Raw genomic sequence first — 19199 nt, forward strand, 5'->3', positions numbered from 1 at the left:
TGAAAGAATATTCGATTTTTACCCTTGAAAGGGACTGGTTTTACTGGTACAATGATTCAGGACAAAAAAATTATGAACGAGGTGTTCGAATGTCATCAGTAGTAGTTGTTGGAACGCAATGGGGCGACGAAGGTAAAGGAAAAATTACAGACTTTCTAAGTGAAAACGCAGAAGTGATCGCTCGTTACCAAGGCGGAGATAACGCCGGACATACCATTAAATTCGACGGCGTAACGTATAAATTACATTTAATTCCTTCAGGGATTTTCTATAAAGAAAAAATTAGTGTAATTGGTAACGGCGTAGTTGTGAATCCAAAATCTTTAGTAAAAGAATTAGCTTATTTAAAAGAAAATAATGTTGCCACTGATAATTTACGTATTTCAGATCGTGCTCATGTCATCTTGCCGTATCATATTAAATTGGATCAATTGCAAGAAGATGCGAAAGGTGAAAACAAGATTGGGACAACGATTAAAGGAATTGGCCCAGCCTACATGGATAAAGCAGCACGGGTGGGAATCCGTATCGCTGATTTATTGGATAAAGAAATTTTTGCGGAACGTTTGAAAATTAACTTAGAAGAAAAAAATCGTCAATTCGTTAAAATGTTTGATAGCGAAGCCATTGAATTTGATGATATTTTTGAAGAATACTATGAATACGGACAACAAATTAAACAATATGTTACAGATACTTCGGTTATTTTAAACGATGCATTAGATGCTGGAAAACGGGTTTTATTTGAAGGGGCACAAGGTGTCATGTTGGATATCGATCAAGGAACCTATCCATTTGTTACTTCCTCTAATCCAGTAGCTGGTGGCGTAACTATCGGTAGTGGCGTTGGTCCATCAAAAATTAATAAAGTGGTTGGTGTCTGCAAAGCGTACACTTCACGTGTCGGTGACGGCCCATTCCCAACAGAATTATTTGATGAAACAGGAGAAACCATTCGTCGTGTCGGTAAAGAATACGGAACAACAACAGGACGTCCGCGTCGTGTCGGTTGGTTTGATTCAGTAGTTATGCGTCATTCAAAACGTGTATCAGGAATTACGAATTTGTCATTAAACTCGATTGACGTGTTAAGTGGTTTAGAAACGGTGAAAATTTGTACAGCTTATGAACTTGATGGTGAATTAATTTATCATTATCCAGCAAGCTTGAAAGAATTAAGCCGCTGTAAACCAGTTTATGAAGAATTACCAGGTTGGTCTGAAGATATCACTGGTTGCAAAACTTTAGCTGATTTACCAGCTAATGCTCGTAACTATGTGCATCGGATTTCAGAATTAGTTGGTGTGCGCATTTCAACATTCTCTGTAGGTCCAGACCGTAACCAAACGAACGTTTTAGAAAGTGTTTGGGCACAAATTTAAGCAGATTTTTAAGGGAACGTAAAGGATGGCTTATGCCAGTTCAGCCTTTACGTTCTTTTTTAATTTTATATAAAAATGAAAAACTATGGTAAAATAAAAGAAAACATGAAGGGGGCAATTGTCCGTGAATTATCAATTAGTGACAGATTCTTGTTGTGACTTGCCGTATACATACTTAAAAGAAAACCAAGTACCTTTTATTAGCATGAATATTCAAATTGACGGGAAAGAATATCGCGATGATTTAGGCGAAACGTTTGATTATCAGAACTTCTTAACGGCTATTAAAAATGGAAGTATGCCCACTACCTCTCAAGTTAATGTGGGACGCTACAATGAATTTTTCCGTCCTTTTGTGGAGCAAGGGTTACCGGTGATTTATTTAGCTTTTTCATCTGGGTTAAGTGGCTCTTATCAAAGTGCGTTGCAATCAGTAGAGATGTTAAAAGAAGAGTACGATAATGTAGAAATTCATATTATTGATACAAAAGCAGCTAGCTTAGGTCAAGGGATGTTAGTCCGAGAAGCCATTCGATTACAAACAGATGGTCATTCATTAGGAGAAGTCGTTGCCTATCTTGAAGAGCAAAAAATGAAACTTCACTCGTGGGTAACGGTAGATGATTTAAAACATTTAGAACGTGGCGGACGGATTTCTAAAACAGCGGCAGCACTTGGTGGCTTAATGAACATTAAACCAATTATTCGCGTGGATGCGGCAGGCAAACTAGCATCCGTTGGTAAAACTCGTGGACGAAACAAGTCCTTGCAAAAGATTGCGCAAGAAACGATTCAAGGCATTGTAGAGCCAATGAAACAAACACTGTTGATTGCATATGCGGGAACGAAAGATGACGCGGAAAAAGTCAAAGAATTAATTGAAAAAGAAATAGAAGTTAATGAGATACTGATTTATCCTCTAGGACCCACCATTACTAGTCATACCGGAATAGGTTGTATTGCTGTGTTTTCTTTTGGTGAAAAAAGAAAATAAAAAATGAGCCTGGGACAAAAATCACTTTGGATTTTTGTCCCAGGCTTAAAAATTGATAAACGGCGGGAACAGAAGCAACACTACGCGTTGCTCCGATCTCAACAACTTCTAAGAGCTAAAGCTCTAAGAGTTGAAGGTCCTTCGGAAATAAGCCGAAATTGTTGAGAATCACGAAGAACGTAGTGATTCGATGATGAACAATACCTACTTGGTCTCCAAAAATTAAAGAACACCGGGTAGGTATCATGCAACATCAACTCGTTCCTCGTTGTGTTTTATGACAATTTTCGGAAATTCCTTCTTATTGCTGAGAAACACTATTTGCAAAGTAAATAGATGTTGAACAGTACCTACTTGGTTCTCGGAGTTAAACGCTTCTGTCCCGACCTCATTTTTTAATAATCTGAACTGAATAAAACGTCCATTTGTTTTTGAATTTCTGGGTTTTCCAAGAATTCATCATAGGTTGTTTCTGCTCGATCAATGACCCCTTTATCAGAAACAGCAATAATTCGGTTTGCTAATGTTTGGATAAATTGGTGGTCATGTGAAGCAAAAAGAATTGAACCAGTGAAAGCCATCAACCCATCATTTAACGCAGTGATTGATTCTAAGTCTAAGTGGTTCGTTGGATCATCTAAAACTAAGACATTGGCTTTGGAAAGCATTAATTTTGAAAGCATGACACGCACTTTTTCGCCTCCGGAAAGAACATTGACTGGTTTTAGTACCTCTTCACCAGAGAATAACATCCGACCTAAGAAACTACGTAAGAACGTATTGTCATCTTCTTCTTTACCAGCAAATTGACGTAACCAATCTAAAATGGTTAATGGCTCTTCAAAGTCTTTGCTGTTGTCTTTTGGTAAATAAGCTTGGCTAGTTGTAACGCCCCAACGAACAGAACCTGTATCGGGAGTAATTTCGCCCATAATCACTTTGAATAACGTAGTCGTTGTAATATCTGAGTCAGCGATGAATGCCACTTTATCATCTTTTGTTAAGTTGAACGAGATATTATCTAAGATTTTTTTGCCATCAATCGTTACAGAGACATTTTCAACTTGTAATAAGTCATTGCCGATTTCACGTTCTGGTGTAAAACCAACGAATGGATAACGACGAGAGGAAGGTTGAATGTCATCTAAGGTAATTTTATCTAACATTTTTTTACGAGATGTTGCTTGTTTTGATTTTGAGGCATTGGCGCTAAAACGAGCGATAAAGTCTTGTAATTCTTTGATTTGTTCTTCTTTTTTGGCATTAGATTGTGCTTGCAATTTTGTCGCTAGTTGGCTTGATTCCAACCAGAAATCATAGTTACCAACGTAAAGTTTGATTTTACTAAAGTCTAAATCTGCCATGTGAGTGCAGACTTTGTTTAGGAAATGACGGTCATGGGAAACCACGATAACGGTATTTTCAAAGTTGATTAAAAATTCTTCTAACCAATTGATTGAGCGGGTGTCTAAACCATTTGTCGGCTCGTCTAATAGTAAGACATCTGGTTTACCAAAAAGAGATTGAGCTAATAATACTTTGACTTTTTGACCAGCTGTTAATTCGCTCATTTTTTGATCATGTAATTCTTCTGGAATGTTTAGCCCTTGGAGTAAAACAGCTGCCTCAGGTTCTGCTTCCCAACCGTCAAGTTCAGCAAATTCGCCTTCTAGTTCTGCGGCACGAATCCCATCTTCATCTGAAAAATCTTCTTTCATATAGATAGCATCTTTTTCTTTCATTACTTCGTAAAGACGTTTATGTCCCATAATTACAGTTTCTAAAACAGTGTAGTCTTCGTAGTCAAAGTGATTTTGTTTCAGCGTTGCTAGTCGCTCATTAGGACCCATTGAAACCACGCCAGTTGTCGGTTGAATCTCACCTGATAAAATTTTAAGAAACGTTGATTTTCCTGCACCGTTTGCGCCGATTAAGCCGTAACAGTTGCCAGGAGTAAATTTAATATTCACTTCTTCAAAAAGTTTACGATCTGGAAATTGTAAACTTACATCATTAACAGTAATCAATTGTTTTCCTCGCTTTTAATATATTCTTGAACCTCTCTGCATTATATCGGCTACAGAACCTTTTTTCAAGGAGTTTCAATCTTTTTACAGAAACGAATAAAAAGGTGGGTTTTTTATAGAAAAAAGGCGCTTTTTTAAAATGTTTCATGTGAAACAGAAATTTTTTTCATGAAAGGGTTTTTAGTGTATTTTTTTAATGATACACTGTATCATGTAAATTAATTAGTGTATCGATTAAAGGAGCCATCAAAAATGAAGCGGATTGAAAAAATCTATCAATATGTTAAAGAGCAAACGAAGAATTTAACGCCAATGACCTTAACAAGTGATGCGGGAGTCACGACACAAGAAATTTCAGAAAGTTTAAACATTCAGCGGACCAATGCTAGTAAAGATTTGAATCAACTGGTTCGTGAAGGGCGCTTGAAAAAATTATCTGGTCGACCAGTAAAATATGTCGCGCAGGTGGCGTTTCAGCATCGACCATTAACCAAGCCAGTTAAAAGTTATCGGGAAAAATCAATGGATCACTCCACAAAAACTTTTATCGAACCATTGGTTGAACCAGTAGTCACGACCAGTAAAACCCCAGAAGTTGAAGATATTTTCAAAAAAATTATCGGTTCAGCTGGAAGCATGAAAACGCCGGTGGAACAAGCCAAAGCAGCGATTTTATATCCGCCAAAAGGCTTGAATTGTTTAATTACTGGACCAACAGGTTCTGGGAAAACTTATTTTGCTCATGCCATGTTTCAATTTGCGAAGCTGAACCAAATTGTGGCCAAAGAAAAAGAGTTTGTGGTGTTTAACTGTGCAGACTATGCGCATAATCCAGAACTTTTGATGTCGCATTTATTTGGGTATGTAGAAGGGGCCTTCACAGGCGCTACGAAAGCGAAAGAAGGGATTATTGATGAAGCAGATGGCAGCATTCTGTTTTTAGATGAAGTACATCGGTTACCACCCGAAGGACAAGAAATGATTTTTTATTTTATGGATCACGGCGTGTACGCGCGTTTAGGTGAAACAGTGAAATCACATCATGCAGATGTTCGGATTATTTGTGCTACGACGGAGAATCCTACTTCTTCTTTATTGAACACTTTTGTGCGACGCATTCCGATTATCATTCAATTACCGAACTTTAGTGACCGTCCTGCGAAAGAAAAAATTGACCTCCTAAAAGTGATGGTTTCAATGGAAGCAGCGCGGATTCAACGGCGAATCTCTTTGTCAGAAGATGTGGTCAAAGCGTTAATCGGAAGTGTTTCTTATGGAAATGTCGGTCAGCTAAAATCGAATGTGCAACTTGTGACTGCGCGAGGGTTCCTTAATCAGATGGAACAAGAGGAATTAATGATTACGATGGACGAATTAACGGACAATATTAAAGAAGGCATTATGCAACTTGCCAGTAATCGAGAAATATTGTCGGAGTTATCGAAATATCTGGAACCGCAATTAGTGGTATCACCAAATGAATCTTTAGTAGCTATTCAGTCAGATGCCTATGAATTGCCTTACAATCTATATGAGATTATTGGAGATAAAGCGGCTCTCTTAAAAGCAGACGGCTTGGACCAAGAACTAATTAATAATTTTATTACAACGGATATCAATGTTCATTTAAAATCTTTCTACAAAGATTATGGATTCACCTTTGATACAGAAAATAAATTGGCTGAAATTGTTGACCAACGAATTATTGATGTCACTAAGAAAATTTATAATTTTGCAGCGAAGCGGTTATCGTATTCGTTTCAACCCAATTTTATTTATGCAATGAGTTTACACATTAGTTCTTTCTTGAAACGCATCCAATTAGGCAAAGATCCTAAGCATCCTTTAAATGAAAGTATTCGAAATATGGTTTTAGATTATCCAACAGAGTTTGAAACAGCGAAAGAAATTAAAAATATTATTGAAAGTAGTTATCAGATGGAGATTCCTGAATCTGAAAGTTACTATTTAGCTGTTTTGCTCATTTCTTTAAGAGAAAATCCTGAGGCTGGCCGGATTGGCATTGTCGTGGCTGCGCACGGAAATAGTACCGCTAGCAGTATGGTACAAGTGGTTTCTCAATTGTTAAATGTTGATAATTTGAAGGCTGTGGATATGCCGTTAGATATGCCACCGAAAGAAGCTTTGCGTAAAATCGTTGAAGCAGTTGGTGAAGTGAATGAAGAAAATGGCGTACTATTATTGGTGGACATGGGTTCATTAAGTACGTTTTCAGAAGAAATTGTACGCCAGACAGGCATTGATGTGCGGACAGTAGACATGGTGACCACGCCAATTGTGCTTGAAGCGGCCCGCAAAACCGCATTAATTGATACGCAATTGGAAACACTTCACGAGTCTTTAAAAAACTTTCATGGCTATGCCGATATTCGCCAAAGTGAAACGAAACAAATCATTGAAAATTGGAAAACAAGAGCAATTATTGCTATCTGCGCTTCTGGAGAAGGAACTGCGCGCCGAATGAAAGAGCTTATTGAGGAAGCTGTCTTGCCACAAATAGACTGGCATTTAGAAGTGATTCCTTTGTCCATTGTAAATATGAAAGAAGTCTTGCCTAAAATTCAAGAAGACTATGAAATTATTGCGACAACTGGGATTACCAATCCCAAAATTGGTGTTCCTTATATTTCCATGGAAAATTTCTTTTCCGGTGAGGCAGAAAAAATTATTCAGCAATTACTAGCAGAGCGGAAAGAAGAAGTAATGAATAAGCCGTTGGACGAAGCGGCAGCAAAAGAAATTTGTCTAAAATATATGGAGCAAAGTTTCACTTTCATTAATGGAAAAAAAATCATTGAGCTGTTGTGGTCATTCGCTAAAAATATCCAAACCCAATTAACGATGCCAGAAGAGTACACATTTTATATCAATTTGATTATGCACACATCGGGCATGTTGGAGCGTATTTTACGGAATGATACACTGACGGTTTCAGAAAAGGAACTTGGTCGATTGGTTCAAGAACCAATTTATCCAGTGATTGTGGCCTCAATTGAGACTATGGAAGAAGCTCTTAATATGGATGTTCCAGCAGAAGAAGTTTATTTTATCGCACAGTTAGTCAAAAATGCCCAGTGTATCGAAGATAAAATCACCGAAATTGATACACTAGATTAATACAGAAAAATCGATACACTATTTATTAGTGTGTCGATTTTTTAATTTTCTTAAAAAAACCTATAATTTTCTAGGTTTCAAACCGATACACTAAAGTTGGCACGAAACTTGCTTATAATAAGGTGTCCCTTTTTACCTAAAATTTTTAAGTAAAAAGACAAAGGTCCTAACCTTTAAAAATGAATTTAAAGGAGCATTCCCGATGGTAATGGATATTCGTTTAGCTCGAATTGATGATCGATTAATTCATGGCCAAGTAGCAACTGTTTGGGCAAAATTGACGAACATTAATCGCATTTTAGTGGTTAGTGATTCCGTTGCTCATGACAATTTGAGAAAAGCCTTGTTAGTTCAAGCTGCTCCACCTGGTGTCAAAGTAAATGTCATCACTGTTCAAAAAATGATTGATGTTTACCCTGATCCTCGTTTTGATTCGTTTCGAGCCATGTTGTTATTCACTAATCCTTTGGACGTGAAACGAGTGGTCGAAGGCGGTGTACAACTCACTTCTGTGAATATTGGCGGAATGAGTTTCAGTACAGGCAAGCGAATGATTACGAATGCAGTCGCAGTGGATGCCAACGATTTAAAAGCATTTCTGTTTTTAAATGAACAAGGTATTGAATTGGAAATTCGAAAAGTCGCAGCAGACAGCCAAGTGAATTTGATGGATTTACTGAAAAAAGAGCGTAGCAAAGAAAATAACGCCAGCTGACGTTCATTTTTACAGACGAAAGACATTGAAAGGATGTGGTGGCCTAGGACCAACATCATTGCTTCATGAACTGTATTGATAAAGGCAAGTGCTGATGTTGAAAAAAATCAAGAACTATTGAAATTTTTTCATTTATTTTTGTCAGAATCTGATTTATCTGATTTTTTTCAAAAAGTGAAAGCGTTTAGCAGTACAACCATGAAAAAAAACATCAATTATACAGGAGGTATAAAAATGGTAGGAATTATCCTAGCAAGTCACGGTGAATTTGCTGAAGGGATCTTGCAATCTGGTGCAATGATCTTTGGCGAACAAGAAAATGTAAAAGCAGTTACGTTAATGCCTAGCGAAGGTCCCGATGATGTAAAAGCAAAAATGCAAGAAGCCATTGCATCGTTTGACAATCAAGACGAAGTACTATTTTTAGTTGACCTATGGGGAGGAACACCATTTAACCAAGCGAACTCATTGTTAGAAGATCATAAAGACAAATGGGCAATCGTTGCAGGTATGAATTTACCAATGGTTATTGAAGCATATGCTTCTCGTTTCTCTATGGAATCAGCACAAGAAATTGCGACACACATTCTTGAAACAGCAAAAGATGGTGTCAAAGTTAAACCAGAAGAGTTACAACCAGCAGAAGCACCAAAAGCTGCTGCGACAGAAGATGCACAGCCAAAAGGTTCGTTACCACCAGGTACAGTTGTTGGCGATGGCAAAATTAAATTTGTGCTAGCACGTATTGATTCACGTTTATTACATGGTCAAGTAGCAACAGCTTGGACAAAAGCAACACAACCAAACAGAATTATTGTTGTTTCTGATGCCGTTGCAAAAGATGACTTACGTAAGAAATTAATCGAACAAGCAGCTCCTCCAGGAGTAAAAGCCAATGTTATTCCAATCAGTAAAATGATTGAAGTAGCGAAAGATCCACGTTTTGGCAATACAAAAGCATTATTATTATTTGAAAATCCTGAAGACGTCTTAAAAGTGGTTGAAGGCGGTGTAGAAATCCCAGAAGTAAACGTTGGTTCAATGGCTCACTCTGTTGGAAAAGTCGTTGTAAGCAAAGTATTATCAATGGGTCAAGAAGACGTTGATACGTTTGATGAATTAAAAGCCAAAGGCATCAAATTTGATGTGCGTAAAGTGCCAAATGATTCAAAAGCGAATATGGACGAAATTTTGAAAAAAGCAAAAAATGAGTTAGCAAACGCGTAACTCGCCAAATACAAATCAAAATAGGAGGCTTATCATGTCTGTTATATCAATTATTTTAGTTTTACTCGTTGCCTTTCTAGCTGGTATGGAAGGGATTTTGGATGAGTTCCAATTCCACCAACCGTTAGTAGCATGTACATTAATCGGATTAGTTACTGGTAATTTAGAAGCCGGAATTGTTTTAGGTGGTACTTTACAAATGATCGCGTTAGGTTGGGCGAACATCGGGGCTGCCGTTGCACCGGATGCCGCTTTAGCATCTGTTGCCTCAGCAATTATTTTAGTTTTAGGTGGCCAAGGTGTTAAAGGTGTTCCTTCAGCGATTGCCATCGCAGTTCCTTTAGCGGTTGCAGGTTTGTTCTTAACAATGATCGTTCGGACAGTTGCGGTTCCAATCGTTCACATGATGGATGCGGCTGCTGAAAAAGGCAACATTAAACAAGTTGAAATGTTACACATTTTCGCTGTATGTTTACAAGGTATTCGTATTGCGATTCCAGCAGGTGCTTTGCTATTCATTCCTGCTGACACTGTTCGTAATTTCTTAGAATCAATGCCAGCTTGGTTAACTGATGGTATGGCTATCGGTGGTGGTATGGTCGTTGCCGTAGGTTATGCATTAGTAATCAACATGATGGCAACAAAAGAAGTATGGCCATTCTTCATTATCGGTTTCGTAGTCGCAGCGATTTCTCAATTAACATTAATCGCATTAGGTGCTTTAGGTGTCGCTTTAGCTCTTATTTACTTGAACTTATCTAAAATGGGCGGTTCTTCTAACTCAAATGGCGGAGGCAACTCTGGCGACCCATTAGGCGATATTTTAAACGACTACTAATTCTGAAGGAGGAGCAAAGAAAATGGCAGAAAAAATTCAATTAACTAAAAAAGATCGTTTAGCTGTAGCTTGGCGTTCAACATTTATCCAAGGTTCTTGGAACTATGAACGTATGCAAAACGGCGGCTGGGCATTCTCAATGATTCCAGCAATCAAAAAATTATATAAAACGAAAGAAGAACGTTCAGCGGCGTTAAAACGTCACTTAGAGTTCTTTAATACACACCCATACATTGCCTCACCAATCCTTGGTGTAACATTAGCTTTGGAAGAAGAACGTGCCAATGGCGCACCAGTTGATGACGTAGCGATTCAAGGGGTTAAAGTTGGGATGATGGGTCCTTTAGCCGGTGTTGGTGACCCAGTTTTCTGGTTTACTGTTCGTCCAATGTTAGGCGCTTTAGGTGCTTCCTTAGCAATGGGTGGTAACATCTTAGGCCCAATCTTATTCTTCGTTGCTTGGAACTTAATTCGTTGGTCATTCATGTGGTATACACAAGAGTTTGGTTACAAAGCAGGTTCTAAAATTACTGATGACCTTTCAGGTGGTTTACTACAAGATATTACAAAAGGTGCTTCTATTTTAGGGATGTTCGTACTGGCCGCATTAGTTCAACGTTGGGTATCGATTAAGTTCTTACCAATTGTCTCACAAGTTAAGTTAGACAAAGGTGCTTATATCGAGTGGGATAAACTTCCTGCTGGCGGTGAAGGAATGCATAAAGCCTTTGAACAAGTGAACCAAGGCTTGGCGCTTTCACCAACGAAAGTTACTACTTTACAAGATAACTTAGATCAATTGATTCCAGGTCTAGCACCATTACTACTTACATTCTTATGTATGTGGTTATTGAAGAAAAAAGTTAGCCCAATCGTTATCATTCTTGGTTTATTCGTAGTCGGCGTTGTCGGTCACTTAATCGGCTTATTATAAGAATGACGAGGTAAGTTTATTACTTCTAATCAAAAAAAGCGGAAGAGAAGTCGAGAAACTTTTCTTCCGCTTTTTTAAACAAAGATGTAATTTTGTTTGTTTCGATCAGGAAAGAAACGTATAATAAAGAGGAATTAGTCGAATGAAATGGAGCAGATAACATGGTACAATCATTAAACACAAAAGTTGATTTAGTTATAGATGCGACGGCATTTACAGGATTAACAGATTATGGACAAATTATGATAGGTGACCGCGGGTTTGAATTTTACCATGCCAAAGATCCACGTAAGTTTATCCAAATTCCGTGGGAAGAAGTCGATTACGTGTTGGCTTCAGTAATGTTCAAAGGAAAATGGATTCCTCGTTATGCGATTCAAACCAAGAAAAATGGGACGTATACGTTTGCTTCAAAAGAGCCGAAGCGAGTGTTACGAGCTATTCGTGAATATGTTGACCCAGATCATATGGTCCAATCTTTGAGTTTCTTTGATGTCATAAAAAGAGGGATTCTCTCGATTGGGAAAAAGAAAAAATAATTTATAACTGTTACTTTTTTATAAACTAGATGAAAAAGTAGCGGTTTTTTTGTGGGAAAACGAGGGACTTATTTATACAAAAAAGGCACAATTTTGCACCAAAAAAGAGACAATCAAGTGATACGTTGTTTTTAATGGAGTTATCATTGAAATGGTTTTCAGAAAGCACGATGAAAATATTTGACACCTTGTAAAATAGTAGTAACATAATAAGTGTAATAAATTATTTTATAGAGGAGTGAGTGTCATGGAACAACGACAACATCATGGAATGGACTGGGGTTCATTAGTATTAGGAATTCTATTTGTTCTGACTGCATTAATTTCTTTCCAAAATCCTGCCGGTAATTTAATTGCCATTGTGATGGTTTTTGCGATTTTTGCTATTATTAAAGGGATTTTCGAAATTTTTGTACGTAATCGTATGAAAGAATTGCTAGGCTACAAAGCTTATGCACCAATCATCTTAGGGATTATTGATATCCTAATTGGTGTTTACTTATTGTTTAACTTAAATATTGGTGTCGCTGTGTTACCATTTGTTTTTGCAATTTGGTTTTTATTCGACTCAATTTTCGGCTTATTTACTTTAGATTTTGCTAAACGAGTAAGCACAGGTTACTTCTGGTTCACATTAATTGTTGACGTTTTAGGGATTATCTTAGGTGTAATGTTATTATTTAATCCATTGTCTTCAGCATTAACTCTAAGCTTCTTAGTTGGCTTCTACTTTATGATGTTTGGTATTAGTAATATTGTATATGCTTTTAGATAAAAGAAGTAAAAAAACAGGTTTTCCGAAAAGGAAAACCTGTTTTTTTTTAATAACGACGGCGGCAGTTGCCATTATTTCCCGAAATTGTTCGAACAAGCCACACGATAATCGCTACGGGAACTAAAATTTTTACTGCTAGCCACAATAAGCTTCCCACGATACCGACAACGGCACTAAAGAGTGAACCGACAACTAAAAATAAAAGGACCACTAAAAGAATATTTATAAACATTGGTCGTTGATTATTCATACGTACTACCTCCAAATTTTTCCTGTTTTCTATATACAGAGTATAGCAAGAATGCGCAACAAGCACCTCCATCGGAAGGCTGATTTTTTTCTCTGGCGAATGATGGAGCCGCTGTTGGTTATTTTGGACTTTCTTATTGAAATAATCAGAATATTCTGGTGTATAATTATAAAAAAGGATTTAAAGTGAGGGATTGGATGACGACTGAGGGATTAATCGCTTTGTTAGAAAAGAAACGAAATGATTTAAGTAAAATTGAAAATCAAGTACTGGATTATATTTTGACGCATATGACGGAAATTAGTTCACAAACCATTTATGAGGTGGCGCAGGCGTTGTTTGTTTCAACAGCCACTATTTCTCGGACAGCCAAACACTTAGGTTATCGAGGCTTCCAAGAATTAAAATATGCGATCGTCCAATCGGTGCAGAGCGAGAGCACAGAAAGCGATAGTCGTAGTTTTCAAGCCATTACGCAACAGTTGATCGCCAACGTGCAAGATAGTTTTCAACAGATGGATGAAGCCAAAGTCGCGGAAATGCTAAAAATGATTGAGTGCGCGAATACGATTGAAGTGTTCGGTGTTGGTGGCAGTTTTCCTATTTGTACTGATTTTGCACGAAAGCTAACATTTTTAGGAAAAAAAGCCTATGCACGATCTGATTGGGATGAACAAGCGGCAGCAGTTAAGAATCTGGATGGACGGGATTTAGCCATTTTTGTCAGTTATACAGGAGAAACTAAGGGGATTTTAGCGTATGCACGTGTAGCGCAGGAACAGCAAGTGCCGATGATTAGTTTGATTTCGACTAAAGGAAGCACCTTGGAAAAATTGTCGACGACGACGTTATTTGCCAAAGGGACGACACGTTATCATCAGCGCGTGGATTTAAGTTCAAGAATTGCTGTCATTTGTTTGTTCGATACGGTTTTATTAATGTACGCAGAGGCAAAGCAGCCGCGGTAATTTTATGCAACACCATACTAAATGATGTAAGGGGATACAGAAAAAGTGTAGCCTCTTTTTTCTTTGTTTTGGGCTAGTTATAATGAGGGCAATGAATGTAAACGCAATCATTTTTAGTTTTGTAAAGAATGAATGGAGGAGTTAAGAAATGGCAGTAAAGAAAAAGAAAGCGACTTTCTGGGAGTTTTTCCAAGGATTAGGCAAAACGTTTATGTTGCCAGTGGCTTTATTAGCTTTTATGGGGATTTTGTTGGGATTAGGAAGTTCTTTTTCCAGTGAATCTATGATTGAAACAATCCCGTTTTTAGGAAAGCCCGCAGTAAAAATTATTTTCCAATTTATGTCGACAATTGGTGGTTTTGCGTTTGCCTATTTACCTGTCATGTTTGCAATGGCCATTCCGTTGGGGTTAGTTCGGAAAGAAAAAGGAATTGCTGCGTTTTCAGGTTTCGTAGGCTATACGGTGATGAATTTAGCGATTAATTTCTATTTAGTGCAGACGAATCGCCTCGTGGATCCTGAACAGTTGCGGGAAGCCGGCCAAGGAATGGTTTTTGGGATTCAAACGATTGAAATGGGCGTTCTCGGTGGAATTATCGCGGGGCTTATTGTCTATAAGTTGCATAATCGATTTTATACGGTGCAACTACCAGATAGTTTTGCCTTCTTTTCTGGCGCACGGTTTGTGCCAATTATTACTTCATTAGTGATGGCCTTCGTGGGCTTAGTCATTCCGTTAGTTTGGCCACTTTTCGCGCTAATGATTATGGCGATTGGCCAACTTATCCAACGTTCTGGTATTTTTGGGCCTTTTCTGTTTGGGTCAGGGGAACGTCTACTGTTACCGTTTGGGTTGCATCATATTTTGGTTTCCATGATTCGTTTTACTGAAGCAGGGGGTTCAGCGGTGGTGGCTGGCAAAGAAGTGTTTGGTGCGTTAAATATTTTCTATGCAGAATTGCAAAATAATTTACCGATTTCACCAAGCGCAACAGCTTTCTTGTCACAAGGGAAAATGCCGACCTTTATTTTTGGCTTACCAGCGGCGGCGCTTGCGATGTATCATACTGCAGCTCCGGCGAATCGACATAAGATTAAAGGCTTACTCCTTTCGGGTGTAATTGCTACGGCTATCACTGGCATTACAGAACCAATTGAATTTTTATTCTTATTTATTAGTCCATTATTATGGCTGTTTCATGTCATTATGACTGGTCTAGGTTTCATGGTAATGGCTTTATTGGGTGTTGTAATTGGAAACACTGATGGCGGGCTACTGGACTTTGTTATTTTTGGCTTGTTACAAGGAACTTATACAAAATGGTGGTGGGTTCTCATTGTCGGCGCTATCTGGTTTGTTGTTTATTATTTCGTCTTTAAAACAGTCATTGTAACCTTTGATTTAAAAACACCTGGACGAGACAAGGTCTTAGATGAGACTGAATATACCGATCAAGAAGTTCAATATAAGAAAACGGGTGGCTATGATGCGCCTGGGATTTTAGCGGCTTTGGGTGGGCAAGAGAATATTCAAGCTATTGATAATTGCATTACGCGTTTACGTTTAGTGTTAGCAGATGCTAATAAAGTAGATGATGACAAATTAAAGCAATTAGGGGCTTTAGGTGTCGTGCATTTAGATGCGCAGAATGTGCAAGTGATTATCGGAACCAAAGTGACAACGGTCCGTAATCAATTAGAGATGATTTTAGGTTAGAAAAAAGACAGAAGGTGAAGAGTGTGTCGTTTGATAAAGCAATTGATCGACGAGGAACGTATTGTACACAGTGGGATTTTGTAGAAGACCGATTTGGGGAAGCGGACTTGCTTCCCTTCACTATTTCCGATACGGATTTTGCTGTGCCAGAGGCAGTTCTGGCAACATTACAGGAGCGTTTGAAACATCCAGTATTTGGCTATACGAGGTGGAACCATCCGCAATTAAAAGAAGCAATTCAAACGTGGTACCAGACAAGATTCCAGACGAAGATTGAAGAACACTGGATTATGTATACCCCGACCGTTATCTACGGGATTTCTGCTTTGATTCAATTATTAACTAACGAAGGGGAGGGCATTATTTTACAAACACCTGCCTATGATGCATTTTTTAAAGTTATTCAGGAAAATAAGCGGCAAGTAGTGGCAAATGAACTGCTTTATCAAGAGAAGCGCTACAGCATTGATTTTATTGATTTAGAAAAAAAACTAGCGCAACCAGAAAATCGCTGTTTGCTTTTATGTTCCCCGCATAATCCAACAGGACGTGTTTGGGAGCAATGGGAATTAGAGCGAATGGTTTCATTGTGCCAACAGTATGATGTGTTTTTACTTTCTGATGAAATTCATATGGATATCGTTAATAAAGGCCATGTTCATCGACCAATTACGCAATTTGGTTATAAAAAATCTGCCATTATTACCAGTGGCACGAAAACCTTTAATTTTCCAGGGCTGATTTTTGCTTACACCTTAATTCCAGATAACGAATTGCGTGACGCTTTTCAGCTCAAATTAAAAAACGCCGATGGTCTATCATCAACAAGTATTTTGGGAATGCTAGCAACCATGACGGCCTATCAAAAATGTGGTACTTGGGTTGACGAGTTGAATGATTATTTAGCGGAGAACCAACGTTACGTGAAAGATTTTTTACAGACATATTTGCCAAAAATTAAAGTGACGGAGCTGGAGGCAACTTACTTAATGTGGTTGGATGTATCAGCGGCAGTTCCAGATGTGGCCCGCTTACAAGAGGCTTTAGTTTCTGTGGGGAAAGTCGCCATTATGGACGGCTCGATTTATGGCGGTAATGGACAACGATTTTTACGGTTAAATATTGGCTGTTCGCAAGCAAAACTACACGAAGGACTTGAAAGGATGCGTCAAGGTTTTGAAGCTGTTTTACAAAAGGATGGCACAGCATCAGCGCTTGGGAATAATTGAGAAAAGATAGCATTCCGAAAATGGTTGCAGTACAATGGAAAAATAGAAACAAATAAAATAACAAAAAGTAACAACTTGTCATTTACTGGGGGAAAAGAAATGAAAACAATTAAAACAAAGCAAGCACCACAAGCAATTGGGCCATATTCACAAGCAAAAATTGTGAATGGTTTATTGATTACTTCTGGTCAGATTCCACTGGATCCTGAAACAGGCAAGGTGGTTGGTACAACGATTAAAGAACAAACCAATCAAGTACTGAAAAATATTCAAGGGATTTTAACAGAAGCTGGTAGTGATTTTGCTCATGTAGTCAAAACGACATGCTATTTACAAAATATGACGGATTTCACGGCATTCAATGAAGTCTATGCTGAGTATTTTAGTGCGGAATATCCTGCACGCACAACGATTGAAATCTCTAAATTACCGATGGATGTGTTGGTGGAGATTGAGATTATCGCAGAAGTAGTGGCGTAAAAAGAATAAAACAATGGTTCCATTAAGGCATAGGCACTTAGGGAACCATTGTTTTTTTAGTGGTTGCTTTTTTGCCGAAAGTAAGGAAAGATTTTGGTATATCGAAAACAACGTTTATTCGCTATAGTAAAAATACAAGTAAGCGCTAACTTGTGGAGGAATGACAAATGTTAACATTTAATGAACAAAGACTATTAGAACAATTGTTGAAGGAAGAGGAGTTTCAAACATTTGATGCACTAGCTAGTCACTTAGGCCTATCAGTTCGAACGGTTCGTAATTTATTGAATAAATTAGAACCGACTTTTCAGCAGAATCACCTTCGGCTGTCTAAAAAGTATGGGTTTGGTATTAAAATAATTTCAGAAAAACAGTCGTTTAGAGAAATATCAGAAAATATTCATACATCCATTGTCGTACGTCGTGAAGTTTTGAAGTTAATGTTGTTATTTTATTATCGAAAAAAAGTTTCAATTAATCAATTAAGCCAAGTGTTTTTCCTAACAAAAAGTTCAGTATTAGCTGATTTAAAAATTGTTGAGAAGGAACTGGCTGTTTATAATTTGAAAATTGTAAGGAGTCATCAAGGGACTGAATTATTGGGACATCGAAAAGATATAAAATCAGCAATTATTGATTCGGTGCACTTAGTTGGTACGGCATTTATTTTTGAAAACCGTGCCTATCTGTCGAAAAATCAATTTTATTGCCAAAAAATTTTAGTGAGTGAGTTTAAGAATGTTATATTATCAGGAATTCGTTTAATAGCTATAAAATATTCTTATTCTTTTAATGAGGATTTTATACAAACTTTAGTCATCCAATTAATGGTAGACATTTTATTATTTGGTAAACAGATGAATGAAAAACAACAAAAAGATAGTTCTGGTCCAGCAACAGATTTTCAATTATATCTGGAACAGACATTAGGATTTACTTTTTCTAATCAATATAATCCAAATCGAATTGGCGAATATCTAGCTGCGTGTGAATTTAGAAATCCACAAAAATTATCACCGTTACGTGAAATTGCCGAGCAATTGCTGACTTGTTATCAAAAGTTACAACAGGTTAAGATAGATACTTCAAATTTAATCGATAAAATTGCAAATAACATTGAACAAATTAAACAGCGAAACCACTATAGAATGAGTGTTTTTCATCCATTATTGAATGATTTACAACTGAATTTTGGTAAAGAATTTATTGCTTTGCGATTTTGCTTTTTAGCAATTGAAAAAACAGTCGGTTATGTAAGTGATGATGAGCTATGTTTTCTGCTAGTTACTATTTTAAATACACCACAAAGGTATAAGCCTCAGTTAACTGCTCGTCTAGCTAGTAATGGAAGTTCGGAATATCGCCAGTTTATCAAAAGAGAACTACAACGAAATTTGTCAGATGTTCAGGTATTTTTAAACGAGGAAGTGAGTATAGCAGATTGGCAGTTTATTTTTTCAAAAAATAAGCAATTAAAAAAAATAGCAGACAATAATATAAAGTTTGATGTATTCAATAAAAGCCATTTAGCAGTTGTTAAAAATGAAATCGCTTTATATAAACAATTTAAAGTAGAAAGAGGTTGTAGTATACCATCTATTTTTGAAACGATTTCTATGTCCAATAAATTAAGTAAAGTAAGGGTCGTTGAGAAAATTACACAACGACTGATTGAAGAACAAGTTACTGACTTTGCTACCATTGAAGATGCTTTTAACAAAGACCAGCAACAACCTCTTATATGTCGAAAAATGGAATGTGCGATTTTATTTATGATAGATCCAAAACAATTACGGTCACAAATACGAGAATTCGGCTGGTCTGCATTAATCAATTGGTGTGAGAACAATCAAAATAATCAGGTGCGAAAAGTAGTTATTATTGTTGCTGGAAAAATAGAAGAAATTGATTTTCACGAAATTTTTAGAAGATTTGTGTCAAATGGATAAGGAAAATAGTTGGTTGGCGTTTTGTTTGAAAGAAGGA

Annotated in this window: 16 protein-coding genes; 14 read left to right on the forward strand and 2 right to left on the reverse strand. The window is 37.3% G+C overall.

Annotated features, from left to right (window positions below; all coding sequences use genetic code 11):
• The first annotated feature begins 89 nt into the window (after positions 1-89).
• Both IGJ20_RS00065 and IGJ20_RS00070 read left to right on the forward strand, forming a co-directional pair.
• Positions 90-1382 carry an adenylosuccinate synthase gene (locus IGJ20_RS00065; protein ID WP_002376293.1) on the forward strand — a complete coding sequence of 431 codons (1293 nt, stop codon included), beginning with the start codon at positions 90-92 and terminating at the stop codon, positions 1380-1382.
• Between the two features lie 124 nt (positions 1383-1506).
• Positions 1507-2376, forward strand: a complete 870-nt coding sequence (locus tag IGJ20_RS00070) for a DegV family protein (RefSeq protein ID WP_002359214.1) — start codon at positions 1507-1509, stop codon at positions 2374-2376.
• Between the two features lie 395 nt (positions 2377-2771).
• On the opposite strand, the gene IGJ20_RS00075 is transcribed toward IGJ20_RS00070, so the two are convergent.
• Complete coding sequence (locus IGJ20_RS00075) at positions 2772-4403, reverse strand: ABC-F family ATP-binding cassette domain-containing protein (protein ID WP_002359215.1); 1632 nt, start codon at positions 4401-4403, stop codon at positions 2772-2774.
• A gap of 252 nt (positions 4404-4655) precedes the next feature.
• On the opposite strand from IGJ20_RS00075, the gene IGJ20_RS00080 reads away from it, so the two are divergent.
• From IGJ20_RS00080 to IGJ20_RS00110, 7 genes are all read left to right on the forward strand, one after another.
• The gene (locus IGJ20_RS00080; RefSeq protein WP_126254725.1) at positions 4656-7541 is read left to right on the forward strand and encodes a sigma 54-interacting transcriptional regulator; all 2886 of its coding nucleotides are present in this window, start codon (positions 4656-4658) and stop codon (positions 7539-7541) included.
• A 202-nt stretch (positions 7542-7743) separates the two neighbouring features.
• Positions 7744-8256: a mannose/fructose/sorbose PTS transporter subunit IIB gene (locus tag IGJ20_RS00085; protein ID WP_002385473.1), complete on the forward strand. Its 513-nt coding sequence runs from the start codon at positions 7744-7746 to the stop codon at positions 8254-8256.
• A gap of 234 nt (positions 8257-8490) precedes the next feature.
• Entirely contained in the window at positions 8491-9483 is a 993-nt protein-coding gene (locus tag IGJ20_RS00090) for a mannose/fructose/sorbose PTS transporter subunit IIA (protein ID WP_002356030.1), read from the forward strand.
• Positions 9484-9517: 34 nt separating this feature from the next.
• Positions 9518-10321, forward strand: a complete 804-nt coding sequence (locus IGJ20_RS00095; RefSeq protein WP_002356031.1) for a PTS mannose/fructose/sorbose transporter subunit IIC — start codon at positions 9518-9520, stop codon at positions 10319-10321.
• A gap of 22 nt (positions 10322-10343) precedes the next feature.
• Positions 10344-11255: a PTS system mannose/fructose/sorbose family transporter subunit IID gene (locus tag IGJ20_RS00100; RefSeq protein WP_002356032.1), complete on the forward strand. Its 912-nt coding sequence runs from the start codon at positions 10344-10346 to the stop codon at positions 11253-11255.
• Between the two features lie 161 nt (positions 11256-11416).
• Positions 11417-11794 (forward strand): DUF956 family protein, encoded by a 378-nt coding sequence (locus tag IGJ20_RS00105; protein ID WP_002356033.1) that lies wholly within the window; start codon positions 11417-11419, stop codon positions 11792-11794.
• Between the two features lie 247 nt (positions 11795-12041).
• Complete coding sequence (locus tag IGJ20_RS00110) at positions 12042-12569, forward strand: HdeD family acid-resistance protein (protein WP_002356034.1); 528 nt, start codon at positions 12042-12044, stop codon at positions 12567-12569.
• Between the two features lie 46 nt (positions 12570-12615).
• On the opposite strand, the gene IGJ20_RS00115 is transcribed toward IGJ20_RS00110, so the two are convergent.
• Positions 12616-12819 carry a hypothetical protein gene (locus tag IGJ20_RS00115; RefSeq protein WP_002381332.1) on the reverse strand — a complete coding sequence of 68 codons (204 nt, stop codon included), beginning with the start codon at positions 12817-12819 and terminating at the stop codon, positions 12616-12618.
• Positions 12820-13016: 197 nt separating this feature from the next.
• Between IGJ20_RS00115 and IGJ20_RS00120 the strand changes: the two genes are divergently transcribed.
• From IGJ20_RS00120 to IGJ20_RS00140, 5 genes are all read left to right on the forward strand, one after another.
• On the forward strand, positions 13017-13787 hold the full coding sequence (locus IGJ20_RS00120) for a MurR/RpiR family transcriptional regulator (RefSeq protein ID WP_010816225.1): 771 nt from the start codon (positions 13017-13019) through the stop codon (positions 13785-13787).
• Positions 13788-13935: 148 nt separating this feature from the next.
• On the forward strand, positions 13936-15504 hold the full coding sequence (gene malX / locus IGJ20_RS00125) for a maltose/glucose-specific PTS transporter subunit IIBC (RefSeq protein ID WP_002378674.1): 1569 nt from the start codon (positions 13936-13938) through the stop codon (positions 15502-15504).
• A gap of 14 nt (positions 15505-15518) precedes the next feature.
• Entirely contained in the window at positions 15519-16733 is a 1215-nt protein-coding gene (locus IGJ20_RS00130) for a MalY/PatB family protein (RefSeq protein WP_002395262.1), read from the forward strand.
• Positions 16734-16832: 99 nt separating this feature from the next.
• Positions 16833-17213 (forward strand): RidA family protein, encoded by a 381-nt coding sequence (locus IGJ20_RS00135; RefSeq protein ID WP_104845924.1) that lies wholly within the window; start codon positions 16833-16835, stop codon positions 17211-17213.
• Positions 17214-17380: 167 nt separating this feature from the next.
• The gene (locus IGJ20_RS00140; protein WP_126254726.1) at positions 17381-19162 is read left to right on the forward strand and encodes a helix-turn-helix domain-containing protein; all 1782 of its coding nucleotides are present in this window, start codon (positions 17381-17383) and stop codon (positions 19160-19162) included.
• Positions 19163-19199 lie beyond the last annotated feature (37 nt).

Source organism: Enterococcus sp. DIV0294 (assembly GCF_050558155.1).
Taxonomy (GTDB): domain Bacteria; phylum Bacillota; class Bacilli; order Lactobacillales; family Enterococcaceae; genus Enterococcus; species Enterococcus faecalis.